General features: G+C 50.8%; 25 protein-coding genes, 3 tRNA genes and 1 pseudogene. 13 read left to right on the forward strand and 16 right to left on the reverse strand.

Annotation, left to right across the window (positions count from 1 at the left end; translation table 11 throughout):
• Nucleotides 1–324: 324 nt before the first annotated feature.
• The 3 genes from ABK821_RS02455 to ABK821_RS02465 all read right to left on the reverse strand — a co-directional run bounded on the left by ABK821_RS02455 (nucleotide 325) and on the right by ABK821_RS02465 (nucleotide 4,236).
• Nucleotides 325–1,704 (reverse strand): MFS transporter, encoded by a 1,380-nt coding sequence (locus ABK821_RS02455; RefSeq protein WP_308564542.1) that lies wholly within the window; start codon nucleotides 1,702–1,704, stop codon nucleotides 325–327.
• Nucleotides 1,705–1,864: 160 nt separating this feature from the next.
• Nucleotides 1,865–3,175: an enolase C-terminal domain-like protein gene (locus tag ABK821_RS02460; protein ID WP_138361821.1), complete on the reverse strand. Its 1,311-nt coding sequence runs from the start codon at nucleotides 3,173–3,175 to the stop codon at nucleotides 1,865–1,867.
• A 140-nt stretch (nucleotides 3,176–3,315) separates the two neighbouring features.
• Entirely contained in the window at nucleotides 3,316–4,236 is a 921-nt protein-coding gene (locus tag ABK821_RS02465; RefSeq protein ID WP_138361822.1) for a GntR family transcriptional regulator, read from the reverse strand.
• A 139-nt stretch (nucleotides 4,237–4,375) separates the two neighbouring features.
• Here ABK821_RS02465 and ABK821_RS02470 point away from each other — a divergent pair, with 139 nt between their 5' ends.
• The 3 genes and pseudogenes from ABK821_RS02470 to ABK821_RS02480 all read left to right on the forward strand — a co-directional run.
• Nucleotides 4,376–5,398, forward strand: coding sequence for a zinc-binding alcohol dehydrogenase family protein (locus tag ABK821_RS02470; protein WP_138361823.1), 1,023 nt, complete (start codon nucleotides 4,376–4,378; stop codon nucleotides 5,396–5,398).
• Between the two features lie 11 nt (nucleotides 5,399–5,409).
• Complete coding sequence (locus ABK821_RS02475; RefSeq protein ID WP_138361824.1) at nucleotides 5,410–6,855, forward strand: tagaturonate reductase; 1,446 nt, start codon at nucleotides 5,410–5,412, stop codon at nucleotides 6,853–6,855.
• 139 nt (nucleotides 6,856–6,994) lie between these two features.
• Nucleotides 6,995–7,207 (forward strand): annotated as a pseudogene (locus ABK821_RS02480) (ISNCY family transposase); the annotation flags it as partial.
• A gap of 54 nt (nucleotides 7,208–7,261) precedes the next feature.
• Here ABK821_RS02480 and opgB read toward each other — a convergent pair.
• The 6 genes from opgB to ABK821_RS02510 form a co-directional block, all read right to left on the reverse strand.
• Complete coding sequence (gene opgB / locus ABK821_RS02485; protein WP_343178657.1) at nucleotides 7,262–9,553, reverse strand: phosphatidylglycerol--membrane-oligosaccharide glycerophosphotransferase; 2,292 nt, start codon at nucleotides 9,551–9,553, stop codon at nucleotides 7,262–7,264.
• A gap of 259 nt (nucleotides 9,554–9,812) precedes the next feature.
• Nucleotides 9,813–10,307, reverse strand: coding sequence for a DUF2501 domain-containing protein (locus ABK821_RS02490; RefSeq protein WP_138361826.1), 495 nt, complete (start codon nucleotides 10,305–10,307; stop codon nucleotides 9,813–9,815).
• 65 nt (nucleotides 10,308–10,372) lie between these two features.
• Nucleotides 10,373–11,110, reverse strand: a complete 738-nt coding sequence (gene dnaC, locus ABK821_RS02495; RefSeq protein WP_138362050.1) for a DNA replication protein DnaC — start codon at nucleotides 11,108–11,110, stop codon at nucleotides 10,373–10,375.
• Between the two features lie 2 nt (nucleotides 11,111–11,112).
• Nucleotides 11,113–11,655, reverse strand: a complete 543-nt coding sequence (gene dnaT, locus ABK821_RS02500; protein ID WP_138361827.1) for a primosomal protein DnaT — start codon at nucleotides 11,653–11,655, stop codon at nucleotides 11,113–11,115.
• A 106-nt stretch (nucleotides 11,656–11,761) separates the two neighbouring features.
• A complete protein-coding gene (locus ABK821_RS02505) occupies nucleotides 11,762–12,235 on the reverse strand; it encodes a threonine/serine exporter (RefSeq protein WP_138361828.1) in 474 nt (157 codons plus the stop codon).
• Complete coding sequence (locus tag ABK821_RS02510; RefSeq protein ID WP_343178658.1) at nucleotides 12,226–13,002, reverse strand: threonine/serine exporter ThrE family protein; 777 nt, start codon at nucleotides 13,000–13,002, stop codon at nucleotides 12,226–12,228. Before ABK821_RS02510 ends, ABK821_RS02505 begins: the two co-directional genes overlap by 10 nt.
• 280 nt (nucleotides 13,003–13,282) lie before the next feature.
• Here ABK821_RS02510 and pobA point away from each other — a divergent pair, with 280 nt between their 5' ends.
• From pobA to bglJ, 4 genes are all read left to right on the forward strand, one after another.
• Nucleotides 13,283–14,467 (forward strand): 4-hydroxybenzoate 3-monooxygenase, encoded by a 1,185-nt coding sequence (pobA, locus tag ABK821_RS02515; protein ID WP_343178659.1) that lies wholly within the window; start codon nucleotides 13,283–13,285, stop codon nucleotides 14,465–14,467.
• A 21-nt stretch (nucleotides 14,468–14,488) separates the two neighbouring features.
• Nucleotides 14,489–15,358 (forward strand): helix-turn-helix domain-containing protein, encoded by an 870-nt coding sequence (locus ABK821_RS02520; RefSeq protein WP_138361831.1) that lies wholly within the window; start codon nucleotides 14,489–14,491, stop codon nucleotides 15,356–15,358.
• A 273-nt stretch (nucleotides 15,359–15,631) separates the two neighbouring features.
• Nucleotides 15,632–16,324 carry a LuxR C-terminal-related transcriptional regulator gene (locus ABK821_RS02525; RefSeq protein WP_395033809.1) on the forward strand — a complete coding sequence of 231 codons (693 nt, stop codon included), beginning with the start codon at nucleotides 15,632–15,634 and terminating at the stop codon, nucleotides 16,322–16,324.
• Nucleotides 16,314–16,952 carry a DNA-binding transcriptional activator BglJ gene (gene bglJ / locus ABK821_RS02530; RefSeq protein WP_171034904.1) on the forward strand — a complete coding sequence of 213 codons (639 nt, stop codon included), beginning with the start codon at nucleotides 16,314–16,316 and terminating at the stop codon, nucleotides 16,950–16,952. The genes ABK821_RS02525 and bglJ overlap by 11 nt, the downstream gene beginning before the upstream one ends.
• 57 nt (nucleotides 16,953–17,009) lie before the next feature.
• On the opposite strand, the gene ABK821_RS02535 is transcribed toward bglJ, so the two are convergent.
• Complete coding sequence (locus tag ABK821_RS02535; RefSeq protein ID WP_343178660.1) at nucleotides 17,010–17,468, reverse strand: YbaK/EbsC family protein; 459 nt, start codon at nucleotides 17,466–17,468, stop codon at nucleotides 17,010–17,012.
• A gap of 344 nt (nucleotides 17,469–17,812) precedes the next feature.
• Between ABK821_RS02535 and ABK821_RS02540 the strand changes: the two genes are divergently transcribed.
• A complete protein-coding gene (locus ABK821_RS02540; protein WP_138361833.1) occupies nucleotides 17,813–19,156 on the forward strand; it encodes a PTS sugar transporter subunit IIC in 1,344 nt (447 codons plus the stop codon).
• Nucleotides 19,157–19,198: 42 nt separating this feature from the next.
• Here ABK821_RS02540 and fhuF read toward each other — a convergent pair whose 3' ends face one another.
• Together fhuF and ABK821_RS02550 are read right to left on the reverse strand one after the other, a co-directional pair.
• Complete coding sequence (gene fhuF / locus ABK821_RS02545) at nucleotides 19,199–19,987, reverse strand: siderophore-iron reductase FhuF (RefSeq protein WP_343178661.1); 789 nt, start codon at nucleotides 19,985–19,987, stop codon at nucleotides 19,199–19,201.
• A 111-nt stretch (nucleotides 19,988–20,098) separates the two neighbouring features.
• Entirely contained in the window at nucleotides 20,099–21,145 is a 1,047-nt protein-coding gene (locus ABK821_RS02550; RefSeq protein WP_138361835.1) for a GGDEF domain-containing protein, read from the reverse strand.
• Between the two features lie 265 nt (nucleotides 21,146–21,410).
• Between ABK821_RS02550 and ABK821_RS02555 the strand changes: the two genes are divergently transcribed.
• A complete protein-coding gene (locus tag ABK821_RS02555) occupies nucleotides 21,411–21,650 on the forward strand; it encodes a DUF1435 domain-containing protein (RefSeq protein WP_138361836.1) in 240 nt (79 codons plus the stop codon).
• Nucleotides 21,651–21,669: 19 nt separating this feature from the next.
• Here the strand turns inward: ABK821_RS02555 and ABK821_RS02560 are convergent.
• From ABK821_RS02560 to rsmC, 4 genes are all read right to left on the reverse strand, one after another.
• Nucleotides 21,670–21,756 (reverse strand) — tRNA-Leu (locus ABK821_RS02560).
• A gap of 31 nt (nucleotides 21,757–21,787) precedes the next feature.
• A tRNA-Leu gene (locus ABK821_RS02565) sits at nucleotides 21,788–21,874 on the reverse strand.
• A 27-nt stretch (nucleotides 21,875–21,901) separates the two neighbouring features.
• Nucleotides 21,902–21,988: transfer RNA gene (locus ABK821_RS02570), tRNA-Leu, on the reverse strand.
• Between the two features lie 166 nt (nucleotides 21,989–22,154).
• Nucleotides 22,155–23,183, reverse strand: a complete 1,029-nt coding sequence (gene rsmC / locus ABK821_RS02575) for a 16S rRNA (guanine(1207)-N(2))-methyltransferase RsmC (RefSeq protein ID WP_138361837.1) — start codon at nucleotides 23,181–23,183, stop codon at nucleotides 22,155–22,157.
• Nucleotides 23,184–23,340: 157 nt separating this feature from the next.
• On the opposite strand from rsmC, the gene ABK821_RS02580 reads away from it, so the two are divergent.
• From ABK821_RS02580 to prfC, 4 genes are all read left to right on the forward strand, one after another.
• Complete coding sequence (locus tag ABK821_RS02580) at nucleotides 23,341–23,754, forward strand: DNA polymerase III subunit psi (RefSeq protein WP_138361838.1); 414 nt, start codon at nucleotides 23,341–23,343, stop codon at nucleotides 23,752–23,754.
• On the forward strand, nucleotides 23,723–24,169 hold the full coding sequence (rimI, locus tag ABK821_RS02585; RefSeq protein ID WP_138361839.1) for a ribosomal protein S18-alanine N-acetyltransferase: 447 nt from the start codon (nucleotides 23,723–23,725) through the stop codon (nucleotides 24,167–24,169). Before ABK821_RS02580 ends, rimI begins: the two co-directional genes overlap by 32 nt.
• Before the next feature lie 14 nt (nucleotides 24,170–24,183).
• The gene (gene yjjG / locus ABK821_RS02590) at nucleotides 24,184–24,861 is read left to right on the forward strand and encodes a pyrimidine 5'-nucleotidase (protein WP_142503049.1); all 678 of its coding nucleotides are present in this window, start codon (nucleotides 24,184–24,186) and stop codon (nucleotides 24,859–24,861) included.
• Nucleotides 24,862–24,953: 92 nt separating this feature from the next.
• Entirely contained in the window at nucleotides 24,954–26,543 is a 1,590-nt protein-coding gene (prfC, locus tag ABK821_RS02595) for a peptide chain release factor 3 (protein WP_138361841.1), read from the forward strand.
• The last annotated feature ends 117 nt before the right edge of the window (nucleotides 26,544–26,660 follow it).

Below are 26,660 nucleotides of genomic sequence, written 5' to 3' on the forward strand. Positions count from 1 at the left end.
CGTCTGGTTCTGGGTTTAAGTTAGGGGTTGAGGAGATATTGACTCGCTATGCTGGAGACGATCTTGCCAGAACTTCATATGCGTAAAGTTGGGTAAATCTGCGAGTGGTTATATGCGGGGTTAAGCGGTCACTTGCCGGAGTAAGCGGTTGGGTATAAGGCCGACGGGTGGTAGATATGTGATTGAGATCACAACAAATTTTGACGCGAATGAAATAACTATTTTCATTTTTTAGTAATGACGCCAGTGAAGTCTTTACTCAGGAAACTCTGAACCAGAGACTGGAAGAGAAGTCCCCCTGCTTGTATAGGGGGACGAATGATACTAATGAGTAGAGTCGGGGACTGTCATGGCTGCGGATGAGGATTTCCCATGGTTTTTCTCTGGTGACGTATCATCCATATCACGTTTGATACCAATTCTGAAGATTGCTGCAAGCATGATCGCTCCGACAATGGCGATACCACCTAACAGATAAAGTCCTGCTATATTCGACTCAAACACACCTTCAGCCCACACACGGATATTCGGTGCAACAAATCCACCGAGGTTTCCAATTGAATTTATCAACGCAATGCCGGAAGCTGCTGCTGCACCTCCGAGATAACTGGTCGGGAACGTCCAGTAAATTGGTTGTACTGCGAGTAAACCAGCACAGCCAATGCATAATGCGATAAACGCCCATATAGGTGTTCCGGCCAGTGCGCCAGACATGGCAACTCCCAGTCCGCCGAATAATAGAGTGATGGTGCTGATCCAGCGCCGCTCTTTCAGTTTTGTCGAAAGATTGGGGATATACCATGCGGCAAAAAGAGCGCATAGCCATGGGATACCCGATAAGGCGCCAACGATAAAGCCGACTCCATGTCCTGACAGCGCTGCTATCTGAGAAGGCAGGAAAAAAGCAATACCGTATGAGCCAACCTGAATGGTAAAACAAATCAGGCACAGATAGAGTACTTTGGGGTCGCATAGTGATTTTAATATTCCTTGTGGGCCATGGCTAACTTTTGCACGTTCTTCTGTATCCATAACAGCACTGAGTGCCTTTTTCTCTTCTGGTGTCAGAAATGTACATCGTTTATCTGAGGGTTTATTATCAAGGTAGAAAAAAGCGACTATGCCTACCAGTGCAGCCAATAAGCCTTCAACCATGAACATTAATTGCCAGTTATGTAATCCCCACAAATCATGAATAGTTAATAATCCACCGGAAATTGGCCCTCCAAGAATGAAAGCAATTGGTGGTCCGAACCAAAAATACCCAGAAACCTTCGCTCGAATATTGAGTGGGAACCAGAATGTCAGGTATAGCATAACGCCAGGCATAAAACCTGCTTCGGATGCCCCGAGAAGAAAACGTAAGATAATAAACGTTTTTTCATCATGGGCAAACATCATTGCTGCAGAAATAATTCCCCATGTTACCATTATTCGTGAAAGCCATAGACGTGCTCCTGTTTTATATAAAAAAATATTACTGGGAACTTCAAAAATAGCATAGCCGATAAAAAAAACGCCGGCACCAAACGCATATGCTGCATTACTTAAGCCAGTATCGACTTGGAAGGCATCTTTGGCAAAACCGATGTTGGCTCGATCCAGATAAGCCATAACATACATAAGTGCTAAAAACGGCAGTAGTCGAATAATAGACTTTCGCACTGCCGAATTAACAATTTTTTCATTGTCACTTTGGCTCATGATTTTTTCCAATAAAAATGTTCAAAATTGTATTATGGTTTCCATATGGATAATATATAGTTATATTTCCTAATGGATGTGAAAATAGCGAATTATTTACCTGTAAATACAGTTTTTGAAAAAATTCAGATGTTATAATTAACGCTTGATTGTACATCTCTTATCCAAGAGCCCATTCTTGCCCATCTGGCCATGAATAGCGTTGTAATGATTCTGCTTTCATTTTTACGCCATATCCGGGTTGCAACAGAGGGTAATAACGCCCACGTTTAATAACTAATGGTTCGACAAAATTTTCATGTAAGTGATCCACATATTCTAACACTCTGTTCTCCAGTGATGCAGAAACCGCGATATAGTCGAATAGCACAATGTTTAATGAGTATTGGCACAGGCCTACACCACCGCCATGAGGACAAACGGGAACACCAAATTTTGCTGCCATCAATACTACAGCGAGGACTTCATTCAGTCCGCCAAGGCGGGCAGGGTCAAGTTGACAAAAATCCATTGCACCAGTCTGGAAGAACTGCTTAAACATAACCCGGTTATGTGCATGTTCACCCGTGGCAATGCCAATATTGCCGATTCGGGCTTTAATTGCCGCGTGCCCCAGGATATCGTCGGGACTTGTCGGTTCTTCAATCCACAGCGGATCGAATTTCGCCAGTTTACGCATAGCATCAATAGCTTGATCAACTCCCCAGGTTTGGTTCGCATCCATCATCAGATGACGCTCCCAGCCTAATTCTTCGCGTAGGATCGTTGCCCGACGAATGTCTTGCTCAAGGTCTGCGCCCACTTTTTGTTTTAGGTGGGTCCAGCCGTCTTCAACAGCTTGCCGCGCGAGTTGGCGCATTTTTTCTTCGGAATAACCAAGCCAGCCAGCGGCGGTGGTATAGCCAGGGAAACCAGTTTCAAACATTTCCCTTTCGCGCTGAGCCTTACCTTTTTCTACTTTACGCAATAGTGCTATTGCTTCTTCAGGTGTGAGCACATCGGAGATGTACGTAAAATCGATACAACGCACAAGCTCTTCTGGTGACATATCAACAAGCATTTTCCAGACGGTTTTATTCTGCGAGCGTCCCCAAAGATCCCATAAGGCATTAATAATTGCCGCAGTAGCGAGATGAATAACGCCTTTTTCCGGTCCAACCCAGCGTAGCTGGCAATCGCCAGAAACCAGTTCATGCCAGAATAGACCAAAGTTAGCAGTAATGTCTTCTAGCGTACGACCAATAACAAATAACTCTGCTAAAGATTTTACCGCGCTAACGCACAAATCATTTCCACGACCAATTGTGAATGTTAGTCCATAACCTTTTAGCTCTTCTGAGTGGTCAGTTATTAATGTGACATAAGTTGCAGAATAATCTGATATTGCATTCATTGCATCAGAACCATCCAGATTTTTGGATGTTGGAAATCGAATATCTTTTACACATATGTCTTTGATTGTAATAGTCATATTTACTCCTGTGTCGATGCTTTTTTACTAATTATGATTGTAAAAAGATAGCTTTTAAAAACATCCTCAGTGTAAGGGTGGGTAAATAGAACAGTATGAGTTGATAATAATATTGTGGATTATTTTGCAATTTTATGTTTTTAATCTGTTTTTAATCCATGAGCGCCCTGTCTGATTGAGCGAATCATTGATTGTTTAGCGCTTTCCAGGTGAGCACGAAGTGCGAGGACCGCGTCCAGATCGCTGCGGCAGATGAGCGCGCTCAGGATGGTCATATGTTCATCGATGGCGATGATATTGCGCTGTTTAAGGTCGCTCTCATCCCACTGATAGTGAAAGTGGAAAATAACAGAAATAATCTCAAGCGATTGATTAAAAAATATATTATCAGCCGCTGACAGCAGCAGTGAGTGAAAATCGCGATCGAGCTGGGAAAACATGCGAAAGCTGTCGCCGATGCGGTCCCGCAGGGCACGATGGCGTTCAAGCAGAGTTTTTGCCTGCAGCCAGCGGGCGTCGTTGTCCGGCAGGTTGAGGAAGTGCTGAAGCGCATGGGTTTCCAGCATTTCCCGCAGTTCGAACAGTTGTTCCGCCCAGGATAACTCAAACTTCTTCATATTCCACTGGCCGCGCTTTTCGCTTTCAATCAGGTTGTAGCGGCTGAATTTCAACAAAAACTCTCTGACCACCACCGGGCTGACGCCCGCAGCGCGCGCCAGCTGTAGCTCGGAAAACATTTCTCCGGGGCGCAACTGACGTTGGTTAATCATGGTGAAAAACGCTTGTTCAAAGAGGCGATTCTGCTCGGCCAGCGTGGCGCTTGAACCATCGAAGCCGTCACGAACCTCCGGTTGGCGGAGGATCTTGTAATCCTGATTGACCTGATGCAGTACGCCGCGCTCGCATAAGTGGCTAAGGATATGGCGCACGGTGGTGCGGCTGATATTGTACATCTCGGCGAGCGCGCTTTGTGAGGGCAACGGCGACGGGAGAAAGCCGCGCGCCATATCGCTAATGACCTGGTTAATCACGTTGTGACGAAGGTTTTGTGAGCGGCTCATAATGGTTTTCCTGTTTTTTCGCTATTAAAGCCGGATTTAAAACAGTTTTGTGCGCGAGATTTCACAATTTTCACAATGACTTTATCCTCGATTCTATTTTTCATCGATATCTAAGCCAACAAAAACGGAGGCAGTAATTATGACGTCGATGAATACATTAGTGTGTCAGGAACCAAAAAAATTTCACTGGGAAAAACGCCAGATTCCCATTCCAGGTGATGATGAGGTTCTTATTAAAGTAAAAACGGTGGGGATTTGTGGGACGGATATTCATGCATGGGGTGGCAATCAACCTTTTTTTAGCTATCCACGCGTTCTCGGTCATGAAATATGTGGTGAGATAATTGGTCTCGGTAAAAATATTCTTAATCTGAAAAGTGGCCTCCAGGTTGCCGTTATTCCCTACGTCGCCTGTTGTCAGTGCCCGGCCTGTCTGAGCGGTCGGACAAACTGTTGTGAGAAAATCTCCGTGATCGGCGTCCATCGGGACGGCGGGTTTAGTGAATACCTCTGCGTCCCGGTCAAAAATCTGCTGGTGGTGGATGATGTCGATCCTGAAGCTGTGGCACTGATTGAACCCTTTGCCATTAGCGCTCACGCAGTGCGTCGTGCGGCTATCCAGCCGGGAGATCAGGTGCTGGTGGTTGGTGCGGGTCCCATCGGCCTTGGGGCGGCGGCTATTGCCAAAGCGGACGGAGCGCACGTAGTGGTGGCGGATACCAGTCCGGCGCGGCGCGATCATGTGGCTCAGCACCTTTGTCTGGCAACCCTCGATCCTACCGATCGGCTGTTCACCGAGCAACTGCGCACAACGTTTGGCGGTTCTTTGGCGCAGAAGGTCATTGACGCAACTGGAAACCAACATGCGATGAACAACACGGTCAATTTAATTCGCCACGGCGGCAGTATCACTTTTGTTGGCCTGTTTAAAGGTGATCTGACGTTCTCGGACCCGGAGTTCCATAAGAAAGAGACGACCATGATGGGGAGCCGTAATGCGACGGAAGAAGATTTTGTGAAAGTCGGACGACTGATGGCCGAGGGGAAAGTGACTGCCAGGATGATGCTGACCCACCGTTACGATTTCAGGTTGCTGGCGGAAATTTACGAAAGTGAAGTGATTAACAATCGCCAGCTCATCAAAGGCGTCATTCATTTTTAGCAGGAAAGGCTATGAAATCGTTAAACAGAAAAGATTTTCCCGGACCTCAGTACCCGACGCGTGTGATTCAGTTCGGTGAGGGTAACTTCTTGCGGGCATTTATTGACTGGCAACTGGATCTGTTGAATGAGAAAACCGATCTGGCTGCCGGGGTGACCATTGTTCGGCCGATTAACAGTAAGTTCCCGCCATCGTTAAATACCCAGGACGGGCTTTACACCACGGTGATTCGCGGGCTGAATGAGTGTGGCGAGGCAGTGAGCGAGGCGCGGATTATTCGCTCTGTTAATAATGAGATCAATCCATGGCAGGATTTTGCCGGTTATCTGGCGCTGGCCCGTAACCCGGATATTGAGTTCGTGTTTTCGAATACCACGGAAGCGGGCATCAGCTATCATGCCGGGGACCGACCTGACGCCAGGCCGCCAGTAAGCTTCCCGGCTAAGCTGGTACAACTGCTTTTCGAACGGTTCCGATATTTCAATGGCGCAGTGGATAAAGGCTGGACACTTATCCCGTGCGAGCTGATCGACTATAACGGCGAATCACTGAAAGCACTGGTGTTGCGCTATGCCGAAGAGTGGCGGTTGCCCGCGGCTTTTCGCGACTGGGTTGAAATCGCCAATACGTTTTGTTCGACGCTGGTTGACCGCATCGTGACTGGCTATCCGCGCGATGAAGTGGAAAAGCTGGAGACGGAACTGGGTTACCATGATGCTTTCCTGGATACCGCCGAATACTATTGGTTATTCGTAATCCAGGGGGCGCAGGCGCTGGCGGAGACGCTGCGGCTAGATCGCTACCCGCTCAATATCCGTATTGTAGAGGATATCCGGCCCTATAAAGAGCGCAAGGTTGCCATTCTTAATGGCGCGCATACCGCGATGGTGCCGGTGGCGTGGCTGTGCGGTGTGGATACCGTTGGTGAAGCGATGAATGATAAAGCCATTCGCCATTATGTGCAGCAAACCATCGGCGAGGAGATTATTCCGGCGCTGGATTTGCCGGCCGATGAGTTACGCCAGTTTGCCGATGCCGTGACCGGGCGTTTCCTTAATCCCTGGATTCGCCATCAGTTGTCCTCCATCGCCCTGAACGGCATGACCAAGTTTCGCACCCGGATCCTGCCGCAACTGCTGGCGAATATCCGCCGGCATGGCGTTATTCCGCCGCGGTTAACGTTCGCTCTGGCGGCGCTCATCGCCTTCTATCGCGGTCAGCGCGACGGGCAGGCGTATCCATTACAGGATGATGAAGTCTGGTTAACCCGTTTTTCCGAAGGGTGGGCGCAAGTGTCGCGTGGCCGCCCGCTGCATGAACTGGTCACTGAAGTCCTGCAGGATAACGCGCACTGGGGGGAAGATCTCACGGCAATTCCGGGCCTTGCTGAACAGGTCACGCGGTATCTGGAAGTGATGTTGAGCGCGGGAATGCGAGAGGCCCTGAGGCGGCTGTAGTGGGGTTGTTGTGCGGCGTCCGCGGATTTGGGCGCCGTTTTTTTGTGCTCTGAACCGCAAAAATGAATTAAGCGCCAACGGTTGGCGGATTTCCCGCATCATAAGCACCACTCCCATTATAACCGCCAGTTCCTGTTGGTTGATGTCTATCGCTCAAAAACTCAAGCAGGAAGGTCGACAAGAAGGTCGGCAAGAGGGGAGGCAGGAAGGCCGGCAGGAAGGCCGGCAGGAAGGGAGCAGGCGGGAAGCGCTGCGTATTGCCGATAGTATGCTGAAGAACGGTTTAGATACCGAGACGATACAGCGGATTACCGGACTGTCGGCGGATGAGTTAAAGCCGCTGCATGGCTGATTTCCGGCCTTAGTCACCACGACCCGGCACAGAAAGTCGCCGGGCGGGTTTATTTTATCCTTCGCGTTTTACCACTTTGATCTCAACCATACCGATACCGAGCTGGCGTGGGGAGTGACCGAGAATATTGCCCTCGTTGGTTGACTGCGGATCTGGCGGCGTAATGGTCAAGGTATTGCTGCGTGACGGATTATCAAAATGCAGGGTGGTGGTGGTGACGGTGTTAGCCAGCGTGAGCGTTTGCTCGCTGTCGCCAACGCGTACGGGAATTGGCTTATTGGCATTCGGACCATAGGCTTTGGCGGTAATCACCAGATCGAATTTCTCCGGCAGCGGCGCTTTATATTCTATCTTCACGTCACCGCCAAGCTGCGCGTTGGACCAGCGCCCCCATGATTCCGGGCGGGAAATGCCGCTGAATTGTTTCACTTCCTCCGGCGCGCCGGCAACGTTAAAAATGAAACTGTCGGCTTTATAACGAATATCGTTATCGACAATCTTCAGGGTATTAACATTGCTCTTATAGCGCCCCATGTCGATAAGGGTATCGTTGAACGCCGTCTTGCCCTGCCATTGCGCTTTGTCGACACGCTGGACGTGCTGTTCGCCGCCCAACTGTCCCTGCGATACGCACCAGTCCGTAGAGAGCGCCAGCGCCGGCGACCATAGCTGGCCCATCTTGTAGCAGCGATCGATCCAGACGAAGTTGTCGCGCGGGGCAAAATCAGCCAACTGAAAGCGCAATGGCGCAGAGTATTCGCTTTCCGGCAGCGGTTCAACGCGCTTACTGGAGATACGCAGCAGTAACGGCAGGCGGAAATGGCTGCCGGAAAATGAAACCATGTTCTTCTGCGCATCGACGGTGAAATTCTTCATCTCTTTAGGGAAGTTCCACAGCCGGATGATATCTGGCTTCCATGCCAGCACTTTTTCTTTCATGTTCAGGAAAATAGCGGAAAGCGACTCGCCGGAAAGGCTGCTTCGGCCAAGGCCAATAAAGTTATCGCCGCCGAGGATATCAAGCACCGTTGCGCCGTTGTCCATCGTATTACGCTTGACCGTCAGGATATCCTGCTGCGGTTGATCGCCGCGCAGGACGAAAAAAAGATCCCGGCGATCCTGTTTGTTCAGATAATCCCACGCGGTGTTTTTCATCGCCAGGTGATCGGAAGATACGACGATGACCGTGTTTTTGAACCAGGGCGAGGCTTTTATCTTGTTAATCAGCGCGGCAATATGCTCCTGACTACAGGAAACGGCGCTGAAGGAAAGGTTCTTTTTACCATCGATTTCGTAGCTTTTTCGCTGGCAACTGCGGGAGATAAAACCATCCGGATGATGGGTATCGACCGTCAGCGCGAACAGCGAGAAGCGTTTTCCCGATTGTGAAAGGGCGACGAATTTTTTCCAGGTCTCATCAAGAACGGTGTCATCGTAGAATCCCCAGTCGTTACGATAGGTGGGATCGGCGACCGTTGCTTTGAGCTCTTCCGCACCGTACAGATGATCGAAGCCGTGAGATTTGAGGAAGACATCTTTGCCGGCGAAGCGCAGGTTAGCCCCCTGGACGAAGTAGTTTTCGTAGCCGGAGTTTTTCAGGATATCGCCCAGACAGATATTTTGCGGGAAAAAGCTGGAGACCGAGGCCGATGCATTGCCTTCAAACGGCGCAAACAGCGGGATCCCGCACTGGGAGGCGACCATCCCGGCAATGGTGTAGTCGGTACCCGGTAGCTGGGCGGTATTGCTGAAATCCAGACCCTCGTTTTTCAGTTTTCCGAGTTCGGGAGTCAGCTTCGGGAACGCGTCGTTGTCAAAATAAGTCCGTTCAAGGCTTTCCCCATAGATATACACCAGGTTCAGCTTCGGATGTGCAATGCTCTTTGACGGTTCTTTATAGTAAGCCACAAAATCGGGATCGCCATCGCGTGACTGGGATTTGACCAGTTCGCTAATCTGGCGAAAGGCGGGGCTGGCATCGACTGAGGCCATCGCCAGAACCAGTGCGGCAAGGCTGTAGCCAAAATGATGAGGATGATGCTGACGACGGCGCAGCACCCAGCCGAGCGCAGCAAACACCGCAACCAGCGCGATCACCAGCCCAATACCTGGCAAAATATATTTGCTCACGCCTGCGCCCGTCAGGCTGTTGGTCAATGTATAGAGTACTGCATCGTTGATACCGTCGCCGGTGAAGTAATCGCTGGCGTAAAGGGTAATATTCAGAATAACGAACAGGCCCAGTACGGTGAGCGTGACGGCGAACCACCAGGTATTACGACCTGCTTTTAATGCGTAAATCATCACCGAGGCAAGAAACAGGGCGATAGATAACAACTCAGACACAGCTCATCCTCATTCATGCCAGCTGTCGGCTGGCCGGGGCAGATCATTTTCCACACTACACTGTAATTGCCGCTTCATATTGCTGCAATTATAGGGTCATGAAATTGTGCTTTGGTTCAGAATTGGTTTAGAAAACGCCGTTTTTGATCTGCTTCACATCGTGCCCGGAGGGGGCTCAAACTGACATCTGTGCAACAAATTGCCATGACGGCCGCGCTGGCGGAGCTAAGTCGCCAAACGCGGCATAATAAGGAAGGGATCAGGAGAGGAAGTTAACGCCCTGTTTTAAGACCAGATCGCAGGCTTTAGTTTTCACTTTTTCCGCCAGTGGGCTGCTGCCAAGGCTATTCAGATTCAACTGCTGGCCGTCTTTGCTACTTAATAGCCCCTGAAGGCCCTCAAGGTAGTTGGTGTCCTCTTTTTGCTTCTCCTCAGTGTTGAGGCCCAGTTTATCCAGAACCTGGTTTTTGATGTTTTCGCCATTAGTTACCGATGCCAGCTTCTGTTTCGCACAATAGGACATAATCCCGGCGGCATTATTCATGCTGCTGGAAGTCAACGACTGGCTTCCGCCGTTTAGTAAGCCGGTGAGCGAGGAGAGGGATATACCGCTGCTTTGCTGGCTATCGCTCTGGGCGCTGAGCTGGTTAGCGGCGCTGGAAAGAGAATCCTGCCAGGAGCTGGCGTGGGCGCCGAAAGTCAGTAAAGCGGCTGACACCATCGCCGTGCGGAACAACATTTTTGTAGATTTCATAGACATACTCTTCGCCGTGATTTAACGATCGTGTAATTATAGCGCTGGCAGGGTTCAGAAATATCTTAATACTCTTTCCCGGTCACACGGTCGCGATAACTGTCCCAGTTAAAATTGACCCACAGGCTGTTGCCGAGTCGCATGCGATCCATAACGCGCTCGCCAAGCAGTTTATTCATTTCGTCCATATTGCTGTTAGTCAGCATGCCGGTAGGGCGTTTTGATGAAGAGCGGCGGTCGACAATCTGGTTGATGATGACCTTCTCGTAGCGCGATTCCGTTTGCATGCCGATTTCGTCAATCACCAGCAGATCGACCTTACTCAGGTCAGTAAGGAGCTGCTCTTCGCTGGTTTCCCGGTTGCTAAATGTTTCTTTCATCGCCGACATAATATCGGCGACGGTAATAATTAATACTGACTTACCGCGTAGCAGCAGTTCATTGCAGATTGCGGCGGCGAGATGATTTTTTCCGGTGCCCGGTTTGCCGGAGAAGATAAAACTGGCGATGTTGCCGTCGAACTCCTCGACGTACTGTCGCGCCCTGGATAGCGCGATCATCTGGCCTTCGCACTCTACCCGGTAATTATCCAGCGAACAGTTCTGATGCAGCGGGCGAATGCCGGAGCGGTTAAACGTGCGCTGCATTTTCATGGCGCGGTTTTCACGCGCCAGCGCTTCCGAACGCAGTTTGCCCTGCTCTTTTTGCCAGGCCAGCAGTTCTTCACCTGTTTTAAACGCGGGTTCGATATGGGCTGGCATCATTTTTTGCAGGCGCTTCATTAAATCGCCGACATTTTTCATGCTCATCCTCGGAATCCTCGTGGAATATGGTTATCAGGTTCGCTGATCGCGTTGACATCGCGTCGCGGCTGACCCCCGTTGCTGGCCCGGCCAATCTGCACGCTGCGCGCCAGCTTCTGTTGCCACTGGACATGATGAAAGACCTTGCCTTCCGCCTGCCAGTAAGCGATGAACGCGGCCAGTTCTTCCGGCGTGACGGGCTGGCTCAGGGCAATGCCCCAAAGCGCGGCCAGACGCTGGAAATCCGCATCCGGCTGCCAGTCGGCATACATTGGAAATTTACCCATCGGCACGACGCAAGGTTCCGCCTGAGGAGGCTCGGCAAAAAACTGCGCGTCCAGCGCAATATCGCTACCAGGGCGCGATAGTCTGGCCTCCAGTTCCAGCAACGTTGCCAGACGTTCCGGCGTGAGCGCATAGAATGCGGGGGCATTGTTGGCGAAGACGGCGACGACGCCGCTGGCCGATTTTGCCAGTACCGTTGCGTGATCCTGCATGAAGTCATCCAGACCGCTAAAATCGGTAGTTAATATGCGTGAAGACATAAATCAATCTCAACTCTGAACGACAATGAAAGAGGGGAACTGCACACATAGTAGCATAGGGTGCGCTCAGGAAGGAGCGCCGCAGGTGACCCGGCGGCGCGAACCGTTATACGCGCGGACGTTTGCGGTAGAGCCACAGGCCTGGAATAGAAAGGCCGATAGATAATGCGCCAACAATAGACGAGGTCTTAAGAAAGTTGCTCAAGAGCATCACCATCATCTCTTGCGAATAGCCAAAGTGGCTGATTTTTACCGCTGAAATCATCGCGGTATAGGCGGATATACCGGGAAACATAGGGATGACGGCCGCAACGGTGAAAATTTTCGGGTGCGCCAGATACCAACGGGACCACTGGATCCCGATGCAGCCAACCAGCAGGGAGGCCATAAATGTCGACCACTCAATATTAACACCCGCCGTCATCATCACCATGCGCGAACCGTGGCCGATGGCCCCCAGCAGGGCGCACCAGCGCAGCGCGCGCTGCGGCACGTTAAATACCATGGCAAAACCTACGGCAGGAATAGCCGCCAGGACCATATCCTGCGCAAGGGCGAGGAGATACATGATTATACCCATCCGCGTAACCCCCATATGGTCATTGCCATCACCACACCAATGCAGGTGGCGAGCGTTAGCAGACTGGCGATGGCCCAGCGTGCAAGACCGGTATTGATATGCCCTTTAAACATGTCGGCAACGGCATTAATCAGCGGAAAACCGGGAACCAACAGCAGTACACTGGCGGCCATCGCGATTGTCGGCGTACCGGCAAAAGCCGGAAGACGCAGCATCAGTCCGGATATTGTGGTGGCCACAAAGGCGGTAAGGCAGAAGTTAATCTGCGGATGCATTGAGCGGTGAGTGAGTACCTGGCGAATATACATGGCCACCGCGCTGGCGCAGAAGGTCACCAATGCCCCGTCCCAACCGCCATTGTTGAGTTTACAAAAGCAGGCGCAGGAGAGGCCGACCATTAAAACCAACTGCCAGCGCGGATAGCGCAGCGGTTTGATTTGCGCGAACCGCTTTTCAACATCCTTATAATCCAGCAGCTTATGCTCCGCCATAATCACAATATGTTGAACTTCCGTAACGACATGCATGTTGATGCCGCGATCGGCATTTTTCCGCGTTGACGTCAGACATTCACCATCTTTAATGGTGGTGAGCACAATCGCGTTGGAAGAGATGGCGCTTTCAACGCTATCCATTCCCAATGCCCGTCCCAGGCGGATTGAAAGCTCCTCAACCAGTGCGCTCTCTGCGCCATGTTGTAATAAGAAAAGACCACATTGAATGCACAATCGCGTGATTGCGCGTTGAGTTGCCTGCGTTGCTTGCATAAATACCTGCTGTCCGTGATGCCTGATGCTGTCGTGTCTGGCGATACTTTTACCTGAAGTCTTGTTTTAGCTGAGCGGTCAGGATCAAACAATGTGTAAAAAATCGCCCGTCTGTTGGCCTCTGGAATTTGACCTCTGCCACATTTCCGCAAGATTGATAAAAAGTGCAATTTTTGCACCAATTCTTACCTTCTTTTTCCTGCCCGACTTATCAAAAATGCAAATTCGAACTTCTAATAAACAAAAAATCAACAAATAATTAACTTACCGAGGCGATCCTATGAAAACACAGGTTGCGATTATCGGCGCGGGTCCTTCCGGACTCCTGCTGGGGCAGTTGTTACATAACGCGGGGATCCAGACGGTCATTCTTGAGCGGCAAACGCCTGAGTATGTGTTAGGGCGGATTCGTGCGGGGATTCTGGAAACTGGAACGGTGGAGTTGTTGCGTGAAGCGGGCGCTGCCCGGCGGATGGATGCTGAGGGTCTGGTGCACCACGGGATCGAGTTTCTGTTTGAGGGACAGCGCGTACCGGTTGCGTTGACGGAGCTTACTGAAGGCAAAAGCGTCATGGTTTATGGGCAGACCGAAGTGACGCGCGATTTAATGGCGGCGCGTGCGGAATGCGCAGCACCGATTATGTATGGCGTTACGGACATCATCATTAATGATGCGAAAAGCGACCGGCCCTCGATCTCGTTTCGCTGCGATGGTGAAAACTACCGTCTGGCGTGCGACTTTATTGCGGGCTGCGATGGGTTTCACGGTGTTTCCCGGCAAAGTATTCCTGACGGCATCCTTAAAGAGTATGAAAGCGTCTGGCCGTTTGGCTGGCTTGGGCTGCTGGCGGATACGCCGCCGGTTAATCCGGAGCTCATTTACGCCCATCATGAGCGTGGGTTTGTGCTTTGCAGTCAGCGTTCACTAACCAGAAGCCGCTACTACTTGCAGGTACCGCTCAGTGAAAAGGTTGAAGCATGGTCTGATGAACGTTTCTGGGATGAGCTCAAACGTCGGTTGCCTGATGATCTGGCGAATAAGTTAGTGGTTGGTCACTCACTTGAGAAAAGTATCGCGCCGCTGCGTAGCTACGTGGTGGAACCGATGCAGTATGGGCGATTATTTCTGGTGGGGGATGCGGCGCATATCGTACCGCCAACGGGGGCAAAAGGGCTGAATCTGGCGGCATCCGATGTCAACTATTTGTGGCGGATCCTGCGTGAATATTATCACCATGGACGCGCCGATCTGTTAGCAAGCTATTCTCGTCTGGCGCTGGATCGTGTCTGGAAAGGTGAGCGATTCAGCTGGTTTATGACGCGTCTGTTGCATGACTTCCCCCAGCAAAGCGAGTTTGACAGAAAAATGCAGGCGGCGGACCGTCGCTATTTTCTTGAATCACGTGCCGGTTTAACCACTATCGCTGAAAACTATGTCGGTCTGCCGATGGTGTGTGTGGCGTAAGCGATAAGATCCGGAGCCATCATGCAGACAGATAACATCGTTCCCGTTTTTAAACTGTATGGTGAAGATCGCGACTGGCCAACGCCCGACCTTTTGCACTGTGAATCGATACTGCAGCGTAGCCGTCTGTATGAATGGCATATCCGCGTGCATCAGCATGCGGAGTTGGTGCAATTGCTGTATCTGCATAAAGGGCAGGCTGCCATCGAAATTGAAGGGGCCACCACCGTGATGACGGAATCCTGTATTCAGGTTGTTCCGGCGTTATGTATTCATGGGTTTCATTTTTCGCCGGGAACGGAAGGATATGTTTTATCGCTGGCGTTGCCGCTGCTTAGAGGTTTCGAAAATCAGTTTGGGCGGCAACTGGATGTACTCGACCAGCCGCAGTGTGTGCCGGTGAAAACGTCCAGGAGCCATATCCGGGCCCTGTTTACCGCCATACAGGAAGAGTACCGTGAGGATCATGATGCGCGCGAAATGATGCTGCATTCGCTGTTGGGGGCGCTGCTGGTCTGGTTAAACCGGCGGTATCGACCGCAGCTAATCACGGAGGATAAAGCTGAGCGTAAGCGCACCGTCATGCGTCATTTTTCGCGTCTTATTGAAAGCCACTATCGCGAGCATATGCCTTTGACGGGTTATGCCCGGCGGGTTGGTATATCTGTGACGCATCTGAATTATTTATGCCATGAATTTTATGGCTGTAGCGCGCTGGGCGTTCTACATCAACGGTTGATGCTTGAGGCTCGTCGTAACCTGCAGTATACCAGCATGACAATTGCGCAACTTTCTGATTATTTGGGATTTACTGAGGCTGCTTATTTCTCCCGTTTCTTTCGTCGCTATAGTGGGGAATCACCTAAAGCATTTCGGAAGAAAATAAAATAAATCATAGTTGGCTCATCTCTCTTGCGTTAGCATATCTAACGAAGGTTTTAACCATTTCTAATTTATTGCTGACAAATACCTGTGTTAATGTTAATTATTGGCATGGATAACGGCAATATGTTGCTCGCCATAATATAAATTGACTTCAGCGCACGAGATAGTGTGCTCGCCAGGGACGACAAAGATTTATTTCGGCAGAATAATCTGATGGATGCACAATTATTCATCTGATCTTTTGCCTGGGCTGAATCTTCAACAGGAAGCGGAGAGTTTATGTTACCAGGAGAGGGGAAGCACTGTATTATTATTAGTAGCGCTCCGGTTATGCAGTGTGGGCTAAAGGCCATTGTGGGGGAGTATCGCCCTGATTACGAATTCAGTTTCTGTCGCTCTCCGGAAGCGTTAACCTTACTACAATTACGTTGTGCGCTGCTGGTTATTGCAGATCTCTCCAGCGGAATCGATCAACCTGGAGATATATGTGAATATTACCATTCTTTAATGATTCAATATCAGAATATACACTGGGTATTTATGGCCGGAGATGCCTGTTATCCATTAGCGGTTGAGTTATTAATGCGGTCGGGAAGCACATTAATTTCTAACAGTGAACCGGTGAACTACCTCATTGACGCGATTTGCCCCGGAGGAAATGCGACTGAACGCGTCAGCGAGGTGGGATGCCGCCCGGAAAGGGGAAATATTGATGAAGAGATGCATCAACGGGCCATACTGACGTTTTCTGAGCGGAAGGTGCTGAGGCTTCTCGCAAAAGGGTGGGGAATTAATCAAATCGCCGCTTTATTGAAGAAAAGTAATAAAACAATAAGCGCGCAAAAAAATAGCGCTATGCGGCGCTTATCTTTACGCAGCAACGCAGAAATGTATGCCTGGATTAACAGTGTTCAGGGAATGAGAACGCTGAATATTGATTCGGCCAATGAGGACCGGCAGAATGGAAAATAATCACATAACGCGATATATTGCTGTCGTCGAAAAATGTACGATGACGGAAGTGGCGCTTCACCACATATTAATGAATGAAAGCGATAAGAAATTTTGTGTTCGTTTTTTTAAAGATACTCAGACATTAAAGCAAGCATTTAAATCTGATAATTTTTCCGCGATTATTTTTTCACTTTCGGGTAATCGTCGAGCGCGTCTGGAAAGTTTACTTTTCCTTAATGAAGTCGCACACTATTACCCTGAAATACAAAGAATTGTCCTGGCAAATGATGAAGCCGAAATGCGTTTGATCGTTCATCTGGTATCTTCTCGTTTACATGGTCTGTTGAATAAATCGGCGTGTCGGATTGAGTTGCAGGAACGCTTGCTGCAGATTCTTAATCTCAACCCTCAGGTAAATGCGGCAGATATGAACCCAAAAACGAGGTTGTGTCATCAGATCCTGAGCCCAATGGAACATACGATTCTGAGATATATGTCCTACGGCTATTCCCTGGCGGAGATAGCGACGCAGCTGAAACGAAATATCAAAACTATCCGTGCGCATAAATCGAATGCGATGACTAAGCTTGGCGTCAGTTCTGATATGGGGCTATTGAGCGCAGCAGATATTCTGCTGCGCCTGTAGTGGAGCTCGGATGTTGCCAGAAGCACGAGAGGCCTGCTCTCTCCAGCCTGGTGTTACTTAACAGCAAACATCAATCCAGGTGGCGTCAGTCAACTGCGCCATTCGTTCGGGTGAAATGCGAACGGCGCTATGGATTGATCCTGCGGCTGGCAGGACTTCGGGGTATTGCTTGAGTGATATGTCACAGTAAACCGCCAGCGGAATTTCCAGGCCAAATGGGCACACACCACCGACGGGATGCCCGGTTAGCGTAACCACCTCATCACTGCTTAGCATACGTGCTTTAGCGCCGAACGCTTCCTTGAGTTTTTTATTATCCAGGCGTGCATCGCCTTTCGCGACAACAAGTACGACACTTTCTTTGACTTTTAAGGACAGGGTTTTTGCTATTTGCCCGGGCTCAACGTTATGCGCCGCTGCGGCTAAGGCGACCGTTGCTGTACTCTGATTAAGTTCGATGATTTCGATATCGGGGGCGCGGTCAGCAAAGAACTGCCGCACGGACTGCAGACTCATTGGAATCTCCTGATTAAGGCTTGTTAAAAATCTGTCACAAGCTTCGCAAAGTGTAAATATCATTGGGGGATAATCAAGAATCTTTCCAATTTCTGGATCTCCTTCACAATCACTGCAACCGGTTACTGTAACCGGTTGCGGGTTTTCATATAGATATGAATACTGGCAACGTGATTTCCCGCGTCACCTATAACAAAAGAGCCGTATATGAACCGGATCTGGTTGCGCAGCCAGTGCGCCAGGAGTGCTATCCGACGTGCTGACCCACTCACCAAGCCGGGGTCATTGCTGCGGCAAGATAATCGTTGCCGGGACTGTTTATCTAGCCTGTCAGGAGGGCTGCTATGTCTGCTAACCATGCTGCATTTAATTTGATATTTCGCTTTGTAGAAAATTACATCAGCCCGGCCGCGGGACGTATTTCGTCTCAGCGCCATGTTATGGCTATCCGCGACGGTTTTATTTCCGCCATGCCGTTTATGATTGTTGGCTCTTTTCTTCTCGTCTTTGCTTACCCGCCGTTTTCGCCGGATACCACCTGGGGGATTGCCCGTGCCTGGCTGGATCTGGCAAAAGAGTATGAGGGGCGAATTCTGACGCCGTTTGATATGACGATGGGCATTATGTCTATCTATATTTGTGCCGCGATTGCCTATAACCTCGGCAAGCATTACGAAAAAACGAATCAGCTTGATCCTTTTATGTGCGCGATGCTGTCGATTATGGCCTTTCTGCTCGTAGCGGCACCAAAGACGAATGGCAGTTTGCCGGTTGATAGTCTGGGGGGAACGGGGATCTTTACCGCCCTTCTTGTGGCGGTTTACTGCGTCGAAATGATGCGCTTTCTGAAAGCGCATAACATCGGTATTCGCCTGCCGGATCAGGTGCCGCCGATGATTAAAAACTCTTTTGATCTGCTGATCCCGGTGCTGGTTGTGGTGGTGACGCTCTATCCGCTCAGTCTGTTTATTCAGCATCATTTCGATATGCTGATCCCTCAGGCCATTATGGCTATCTTCAAACCGCTGGTTTCTGCGGCGGATTCGTTGCCCGCCATTTTACTGGCGGTACTGATTGCTCATCTGTTGTGGTTTGCCGGTATCCACGGTGCGGCGATTGTCTCCGGTATGCTGCAGATGTTCTGGCTAACCAATCTTGGCATGAACCAGCAGGCCCTGGCGCAGGGCGCACCGTTACCGCATATCTTTATGGAAGCGTTCTGGACATTCTTTATCGTCATTGGTGGTTCGGGAGCCACAATGGGGCTGGTATTTTGCTATCTGCGCAGTCGCTCCGCGCATTTGCGTTCGATTGGTCGTTTGAGCGTGGTGCCAAGCCTGTTTAACATCAACGAACCGGTGATTTTCGGTACGCCAATTGTGATGAATCCGGTGTTCTTTATTCCTTTCCTGTTGGCGCCGATGGTTAATGCGGTACTGGCCTGGGCGACAATGAAGCTGGACCTGATTAGCCGGGTGATTTCAGTGGTGCCGTGGACGGCGCCGGCACCGATTGGCGGCGCATGGGCGTTAGGCTGGGATTTCCGGGCAGCTATTCTGGTCGTTATTCTGGCGTGCGTTTCGGCGATCATTTATTTCCCATTCTTTAAAGTGTACGAGAAACAGTTGCTGACCCAGGAGGCAGAAGAGGCGCAGCGTATTGCCGCGGAGAGTCAGCAGACGGCATAAACATGACGGGTGGCCGGGCTGGTCGCCCGTTTCAGGAGAAGGCTATTTCAGCGTACAGTCGCCGCACTGTTGAACATCCGCCAGACGATAGCGCTGGCAGCAGGTGCGGCGCACGAGCTGTCCTTCGCGTAAAACCACCGTTCGCCACAGCGGGTTATCCTGACCGTCGGCAAGCTGTTTTTCAAAGAAGCAGTGTTGGCGAATTTCGGTGACTTTTTCATCCCCCAGCAGGGCTTTCATTTCCCCCAGATACCAGTTGATCAGATAGCCAGTATTGCTCCAGATAAGCTTGCCGTTGATATCACCAGTGGCTTCCAGCGCCTGAACGACGGGCTGTAAAGCATGGGTGACCAGCCTTTCCATTCGTGATGAAGCGGATTGTCCGGAGATGTTCTCCGCTGAATGGATGGCGATCCAAAAACAGGCGGCACGGCCAGTTTCATGAAATTCGACGCGAATATGCTCCGGCGCCAGGCTAATGGCACGCTCCTCGCTCAGCAGAGCCAGCATTAGCGGCGGAACCAGTAAACCGATGTACCATTGCGCCCACAGGGATAACAACGGTTTTTGTTCACGCGCATGCTTGGGATGGTTGCGATAAATGTGGTCTGAATACGTCGCCAGCAGGGAACTTAGCGCCACCGGCTGTGACCATTCCGTCAGGGTTAATGCATGATGTGGCGCTTGTTCATTCAGTCGGAGAAAATCCAACAGATGGGGGCGTAATGTCGCGATCTTGTCCCGAATCGTATTCGCCAATGCCTGCTCAGGCGAAGGGAGCGGCGCCCGCCAGATGAGATCATTGTTGAATGAGAGTGATCGGTAAGCCATCTGATATAAAATGAAAATATAAATGAGAATGATTTTTGATATTAATATCCTGGCGTTGACCTGGCAAGAGATTTGTCTACGCGATGATGTCGTGCAGGGGGACAGCCAGATCTAGCTGGCGAGAATGATGTTACGCCCCATATTTTTGGCTTCATAAAGGGCGTTATCCGCCCGTTTCAGCGCACTATCAACATCGGCATCAATCAGCGGCGTCATACCAATACTGATAGTGACATTGGTCGCGACACTTTCATTAAACATATGGGGAATTTTCAGGTCGTAGACTCGTTGACGGATCCGTTCCGCAGCCTGAAGCGCATTTTCCGCCGTACTGTTGGTCAACAGCACCATAAATTCTTCGCCGCCAAAGCGGGCAACGATATCGCGTGAGCGCACGGCGTTGCGGATGGCGGCGGAGACCTGAATCAGCGCCTGATCGCCCATCATATGCCCATAATGATCGTTGTAAGCTTTGAAATGATCAATATCCAGCAGCAGAACGTAGTGCTCGGTATTTTCTAATGAAAGAACAGTATTCAACTGATTCTGTAAACCTCGGCGGTTATACAAACCAGTAAGCGGATCTAACATACTGAGATCGTTAAGCGTGTTACGTTCCTTCAGAAGCTTATCCATAAGCCCTTGAGTGAATATTTCGCTACGCTTCTGAATGACGTTCTGTAGCGTGATACCGACAATGGGCAGAAAAAAGTACCAGCACATCCGTATCCATTGCCCTCTGTCATCAAGAATCAAACAGACAGTAAATGTCGGCAAAGAGTACAGGGTGAACGCAATGATATTGCTGGAAAAAGCAATAGTGCCAATAAACAGTACGCTTAATAAGGCAATCACCAGGTAGTTAAAATGCGGTGAACCTATCACCGCTGATTTTACCGCAATGTGCCATGCCCAAAGCAGGCCAAATATAAGAGAAATAACTGAAATACTTATTTTACGCCGGGAAAATCGCCAGTGCCATAGCAACAAAACCGTACTGCAGCCAACAATCATAAAGCAAGGCAGAGTATAAGTAATGACGCTAAAGAGTGGACTGACCAGAGACAACGTGGCAGAAACAAAACTAAGCAACAGGAAGAGCCGTAAGGAATACTGATATTTTTGCTTGTGATGTACGCGCCAGGATTGTGCAGTCATGTTGGGGTAGTCATTATTAGTCGTTAAAATACAATATGATGGGTGCTAAAAATAAATAATGAAAAAACACCACACAAAATAAGCTTTTTTGTGCATTAATCAGGAATTTTAATATATAGTTTTCGTCCGCTTAATTTATCACCTTCATGAATGTATGTCATTACCGTAAACGTAAAGAATAGAGTCTTGCAGCTTACCAGATATGACAAATGATAAAAATTACCATATGATATTGGTTATCATTATCGTTGTGAGAGGTGGAAACATGTTGCAGCGAACCTTAGGGAGTGGTTGGGGCGTTCTGATCCCTGGCATATTGATTACCGCCCTCGGTTTTGCCGATTTGTCGGTTGAGGCCTGGCGCGGATTAGTCACTTCAGGAATGCTGATGTCAGCCGCGATGATTTGGCATCGTCAGTTACGGCATTTCGTTCTGTTACCGTCATGTCTCGCGCTGGTAAGTGGGATGATGCTGATGATAATGAATTTAAGGCTGATGGGATAATTCAGAAGAGGAAGAATATTGGTGCGAGGGGGGGGACTTGAACCCCCACGTCCGTAAGGACACTAACACCTGAAGCTAGCGCGTCTACCAATTCCGCCACCTTCGCACAGTATTCTTCATTTTTGATATCGCCTCGTTGGTGCGAGGGGGGGGACTTGAACCCCCACGTCCGTAAGAACACTAACACCTGAAGCTAGCGCGTCTACCAATTCCGCCACCTTCGCCCAGTGCGAGCAATATCAACGTGGTTTTGGTGCGAGGGGGGGGACTTGAACCCCCACGTCCGTAAGGACACTAACACCTGAAGCTAGCGCGTCTACCAATTCCGCCACCTTCGCATACCATCGACACTATGAAAGTATCGCTACCACGGAGGCGCATTCTAGTGGTTTTCAGCTATTCGTCAATAGTTAATTGTATCAGTTGGATTGATTGTTGCAAAAATGGACGGCTGAAGGGGGATGTCGGCGACAGGCATGCGCTGTCGCCGGAACAGGTGAAAGATTATTTCTTTGCCTGATGGGTCATAACCGTCCGGTAGACCTTAAAGCGACCGGTTTGGGCGATAACTTCGTGAAAGCCGAAGGTCTCATCCAGCACGTTCGGATAAGGCAGGAAGGCGTTGGCGACGATACGCAACTCTCCGCCGCTATTCAGATGACGGACGGCCCCGCGAATCAGCGTTTGCGCGGCTTCCAGACTGGTCTGCAGACCATCATGGAAAGGCGGGTTGGAGATAATCATGTCGAAGCGCCCCTTCACTTCGGAGAAGACGTTGCTGGCGAACACTTCCCCTTCCATGCCGTTGGCGGCAAGCGTGGCGCGGCTGGCCTCTACCGCCGGAGCGCTGACGTCGCACAGGGTTAAACGAACTTTTGGTGAATGGCTTGCCAGCACGGTTGCCAGCACGCCAGCGCCGCAGCCGACATCAAGCACTTTGCCTTTCGTATGGGGTGTCAGGGTAGAAAGGAGCAACTGGCTGCCAATATCCAGCCCATCGCGACTGAAGACGCCCGGCAGGGTTTTAATTGTCAGATTGTCCAGCGCGTATTCGCCCCAATACTGTTGTGGATTGAATTCGGGCTGTTTTTCCAGACGACCGTGATACAGCCCGCAGCGCCGCGCGCTGTCGATTTTGCTTAGCTGCGCATATTCGGCCAGCATCTGCTCCGCGCTGCGTACGCCGCTGCGGTTCTCGCCAACCACGAAAATATCGCTACCTGTGGGTAATAGCGAAAGCAGGTTCATCAACTGAAACTGCGCTTCCGGCTTGTTCTTTGGCCAGTAGTAAATAAGTGTGTCGCAACCGGCGACGTCGCTGGCTTCAGCGACCAGACTAAAGCGGGCATGTTCACCCATCTGGCGGCTCAGTACCTGCCAGTGGTGAAACTGCTGGGTATGGGCGCGGCTGGCGGCTGTGTCCAGACGTGCGGGCAGATCATCCTGCAGGTCACCGGCAAACAGAACGCGGGCGGACTCGAAATCATCACTGTGGCGCAGCAAGACTTCACTTGCCGGGGTAAAAGCGGACATGAAACACTCCTTCATTGAGACTGGCGCCGATTATACACGTTATCTTTCGGGCTGCCTCTTTGTCAGACGCGGGACACCGACCAGCGGCAGCGGCTTTGTTGGCGCAGATACGACGGATTTGTTATATTGCGCGCTGGATTAACAGGAGTGTTTCGCTATGACATCCCGACGAGACTGGCAATTACAGCAACTGGGGATTACTCAGTGGTCGCTACGTCGTCCTGGGGCGTTACAGGGTGAAATCGCTATCTCGCTGCCCGGGAGTATCCGTCTGGTGATGGTGGCGGAAGCATTGCCATCGCTTAGCGAACCGCTGGTCAGTGATATTTTACGCGCGCTGGCCCTGGCCCCGGAACAGGTTATGCAATTGACGCCTGAACGTGTCGCGATGCTGCCGCAGGATACCCGCTGTAATAGCTGGCGATTGGGCACGGACGAACCGCTGCCGCTGGCGGGGGCTCAGATATCGACACCCGCATTCGATGAACTTCAAACCAGTACGCCTGCCCGCAGGGCGCTCTGGCAACAAATTTGCGCACATGAACACGATTTCTACCCTCAACGCGGCTGATTTGCCCCGCGCCTGGCAAATCGAAACGCGCGCTCACGCGTTTCCCTGGAGCGAGCAGACGTTTGCCAGCAATCAGGGAGAACGCTATCTCAATTTTCAACTGGCAGTGGACGGCGAGATGGCGGCCTTTGCCATTACGCAAATCGTGCTCGACGAAGCAACACTCTTTAATATCGCGGTCGATCCTGCTTTTCAGCGTCGCGGCCTCGGCAGAGAACTGCTGGAACATGTGATTGACGAAGTGGAAAAACGCGGCGTCGTCACCCTGTGGCTGGAGGTGCGCGCCTCTAATCTCGCCGCCATCGCACTCTATGAGCGCTTAGGCTTTAACGAGGCGACCCTTCGTCGCAACTATTATCCCACGGTCGACGGGCGTGAGGATGCAATCATTATGGCGCTGCCAATCAGTATGTAAGACAAGGTGAGACGATGAAATGGGACTGGATTTTCTTTGATGCCGATGAAACGTTATTTACGTTCGACTCATTTAGCGGTCTGCAGCGAATGTTTCTCGATTATAGCGTGACGTTTTCCGCCGAGGATTTTCAGGATTACCAGGCCGTGAATAAGCCGCTGTGGGTGGATTATCAGAACGGCGCTATCACGTCTCTTCAACTGCAGCATCAGCGCTTCGATAACTGGGCCGAACGGCTGAATGTCCCCCCTGGCGAATTGAATGCCGCATTTATGAATTCGATGGCGGAGATCTGTTCGCCGCTGCCGGGGGCGGTATCGTTACTTAATGCGTTGCAGGGGAAGGTGAAAATGGGGATTATCACCAACGGTTTTACCTCACTGCAGCAGACGCGACTTGAGCGTACCGGATTATGCGATCACTTTGATTTATTGATTATTTCCGAAGAGGTTGGGGTGGCGAAGCCGGATGTGCGTATTTTTGACTATGCGCTGGCGCAGGCGGGAAATCCCGAGCGTTCCCGGGTGTTGATGGTCGGCGATACCGCTGAGTCGGATATTCGTGGCGGCGTCAACGCCGGTCTGGCGACCTGTTGGTTCAACCCTCATCAACGGGAACTGCCTGCGGATCTCCATCCGGACTGGACGGTCACCTCGTTAAGCGAACTGGAGCAACGCCTGTGTAAACACTGATTGCCTCCCCTCCATTGATGGGTAAAATAGCCGCAATTTTTTCGTATTCAACATGCGCGGCGCGTTGTCGCGTTTACTAAGAAGATTGAATTATGACGTTGTCTCCATATTTGCAGGAGGTGGCTAAGCGCCGCACTTTTGCCATTATTTCTCACCCGGATGCCGGTAAAACCACCATTACGGAAAAGGTGCTGTTATTCGGACAGGCGATTCAGACCGCTGGTACGGTAAAAGGCCGTGGCTCCAGCCAGCATGCGAAATCTGACTGGATGGAGATGGAAAAGCAGCGTGGCATCTCTATTACCACCTCCGTTATGCAGTTCCCGTATCACGACTGTCTGGTTAACCTGCTGGATACCCCCGGGCACGAAGACTTCTCCGAAGATACCTACCGTACCCTGACGGCGGTAGACTGCTGCCTGATGGTTATCGACGCCGCGAAAGGCGTTGAGGATCGTACCCGTAAGCTGATGGAAGTTACCCGCTTGCGCGATACGCCGATCCTGACCTTTATGAACAAACTGGACCGTGACATCCGCGACCCGATGGAACTGCTGGATGAAGTGGAAAATGAGCTGAAAATTGGCTGTGCGCCGATCACCTGGCCGATTGGCTGCGGTAAGCTGTTCAAAGGCGTCTACCACCTTTATAAAGACGAAACTTACCTGTACCAGACCGGCAAAGGCCACACCATTCAGGAAGTGCGCATTGTTAAAGGTCTGAACAACCCGGAACTCGATGCTGCCGTGGGCGAAGACCTGGCGCAGCAGCTGCGCGACGAGCTGGAACTGGTGCAGGGCGCTTCTAACGAGTTCGATAAAGAGCTGTTCCTGGCCGGTGAAATCACGCCGGTTTTCTTCGGTACCGCGCTGGGTAACTTCGGCGTTGACCATATGCTGGACGGCCTGGTGGCATGGGCGCCCGCGCCGATGCCACGTCAGACTGATACCCGTAAGGTAGAAGCGAAAGAAGAGAAGTTCACCGGCTTCGTGTTTAAGATTCAGGCCAATATGGACCCGAAACACCGTGACCGCGTGGCGTTTATGCGCGTCGTTTCCGGCAAGTACGAGAAGGGCATGAAAATGCGCCAGGTTCGCACGGGCAAAGACGTGGTGATCTCTGACGCCCTGACCTTTATGGCTGGCGATCGTTCCCATGTGGAAGAGGCGTATCCGGGGGATATTCTCGGTCTGCACAACCACGGCACCATTCAGATTGGCGATACCTTTACCCAGGGCGAGATGATGAAGTTCACCGGTATCCCGAACTTCGCGCCGGAGCTGTTCCGTCGTATTCGCCTGAAAGATCCGCTGAAGCAAAAACAACTGCTGAAAGGGCTGGTCCAGCTCTCTGAAGAGGGGGCGGTGCAGGTTTTCCGTCCGATCTCTAACAACGATCTGATCGTCGGGGCCGTTGGTGTGCTGCAGTTTGACGTAGTTGTGGCGCGTCTGAAGAGCGAATATAACGTAGAGGCGATTTACGAATCGGTTAACGTGGCGACTGCGCGCTGGGTTGAATCAACCGACGTGAAAAAGTTCGAAGAGTTTAAGCGTAAGAACGAAACTCAGTTAGCGCTTGATGGCGGTGATAACCTCACTTATATCGCTCCGACGATGGTTAACCTGAACCTGACCCAGGAACGTTATCCTGACGTGCAGTTCCGAAAAACACGCGAACACTAATCCACTCCGGAGCGCGGTTTTCGCCGCGCTCCACGCACTTTACCCTCTGCGATTGCCTGTCTGGAAAGTTCTTAATTGTGGCGCTTCGTCGCGCTTTTTTACCTGCTCATGCCGCGT

The organism is Klebsiella sp. KE9456 (genome assembly GCF_043832615.1).
Classification (GTDB): domain Bacteria; phylum Pseudomonadota; class Gammaproteobacteria; order Enterobacterales; family Enterobacteriaceae; genus Klebsiella; species Klebsiella indica.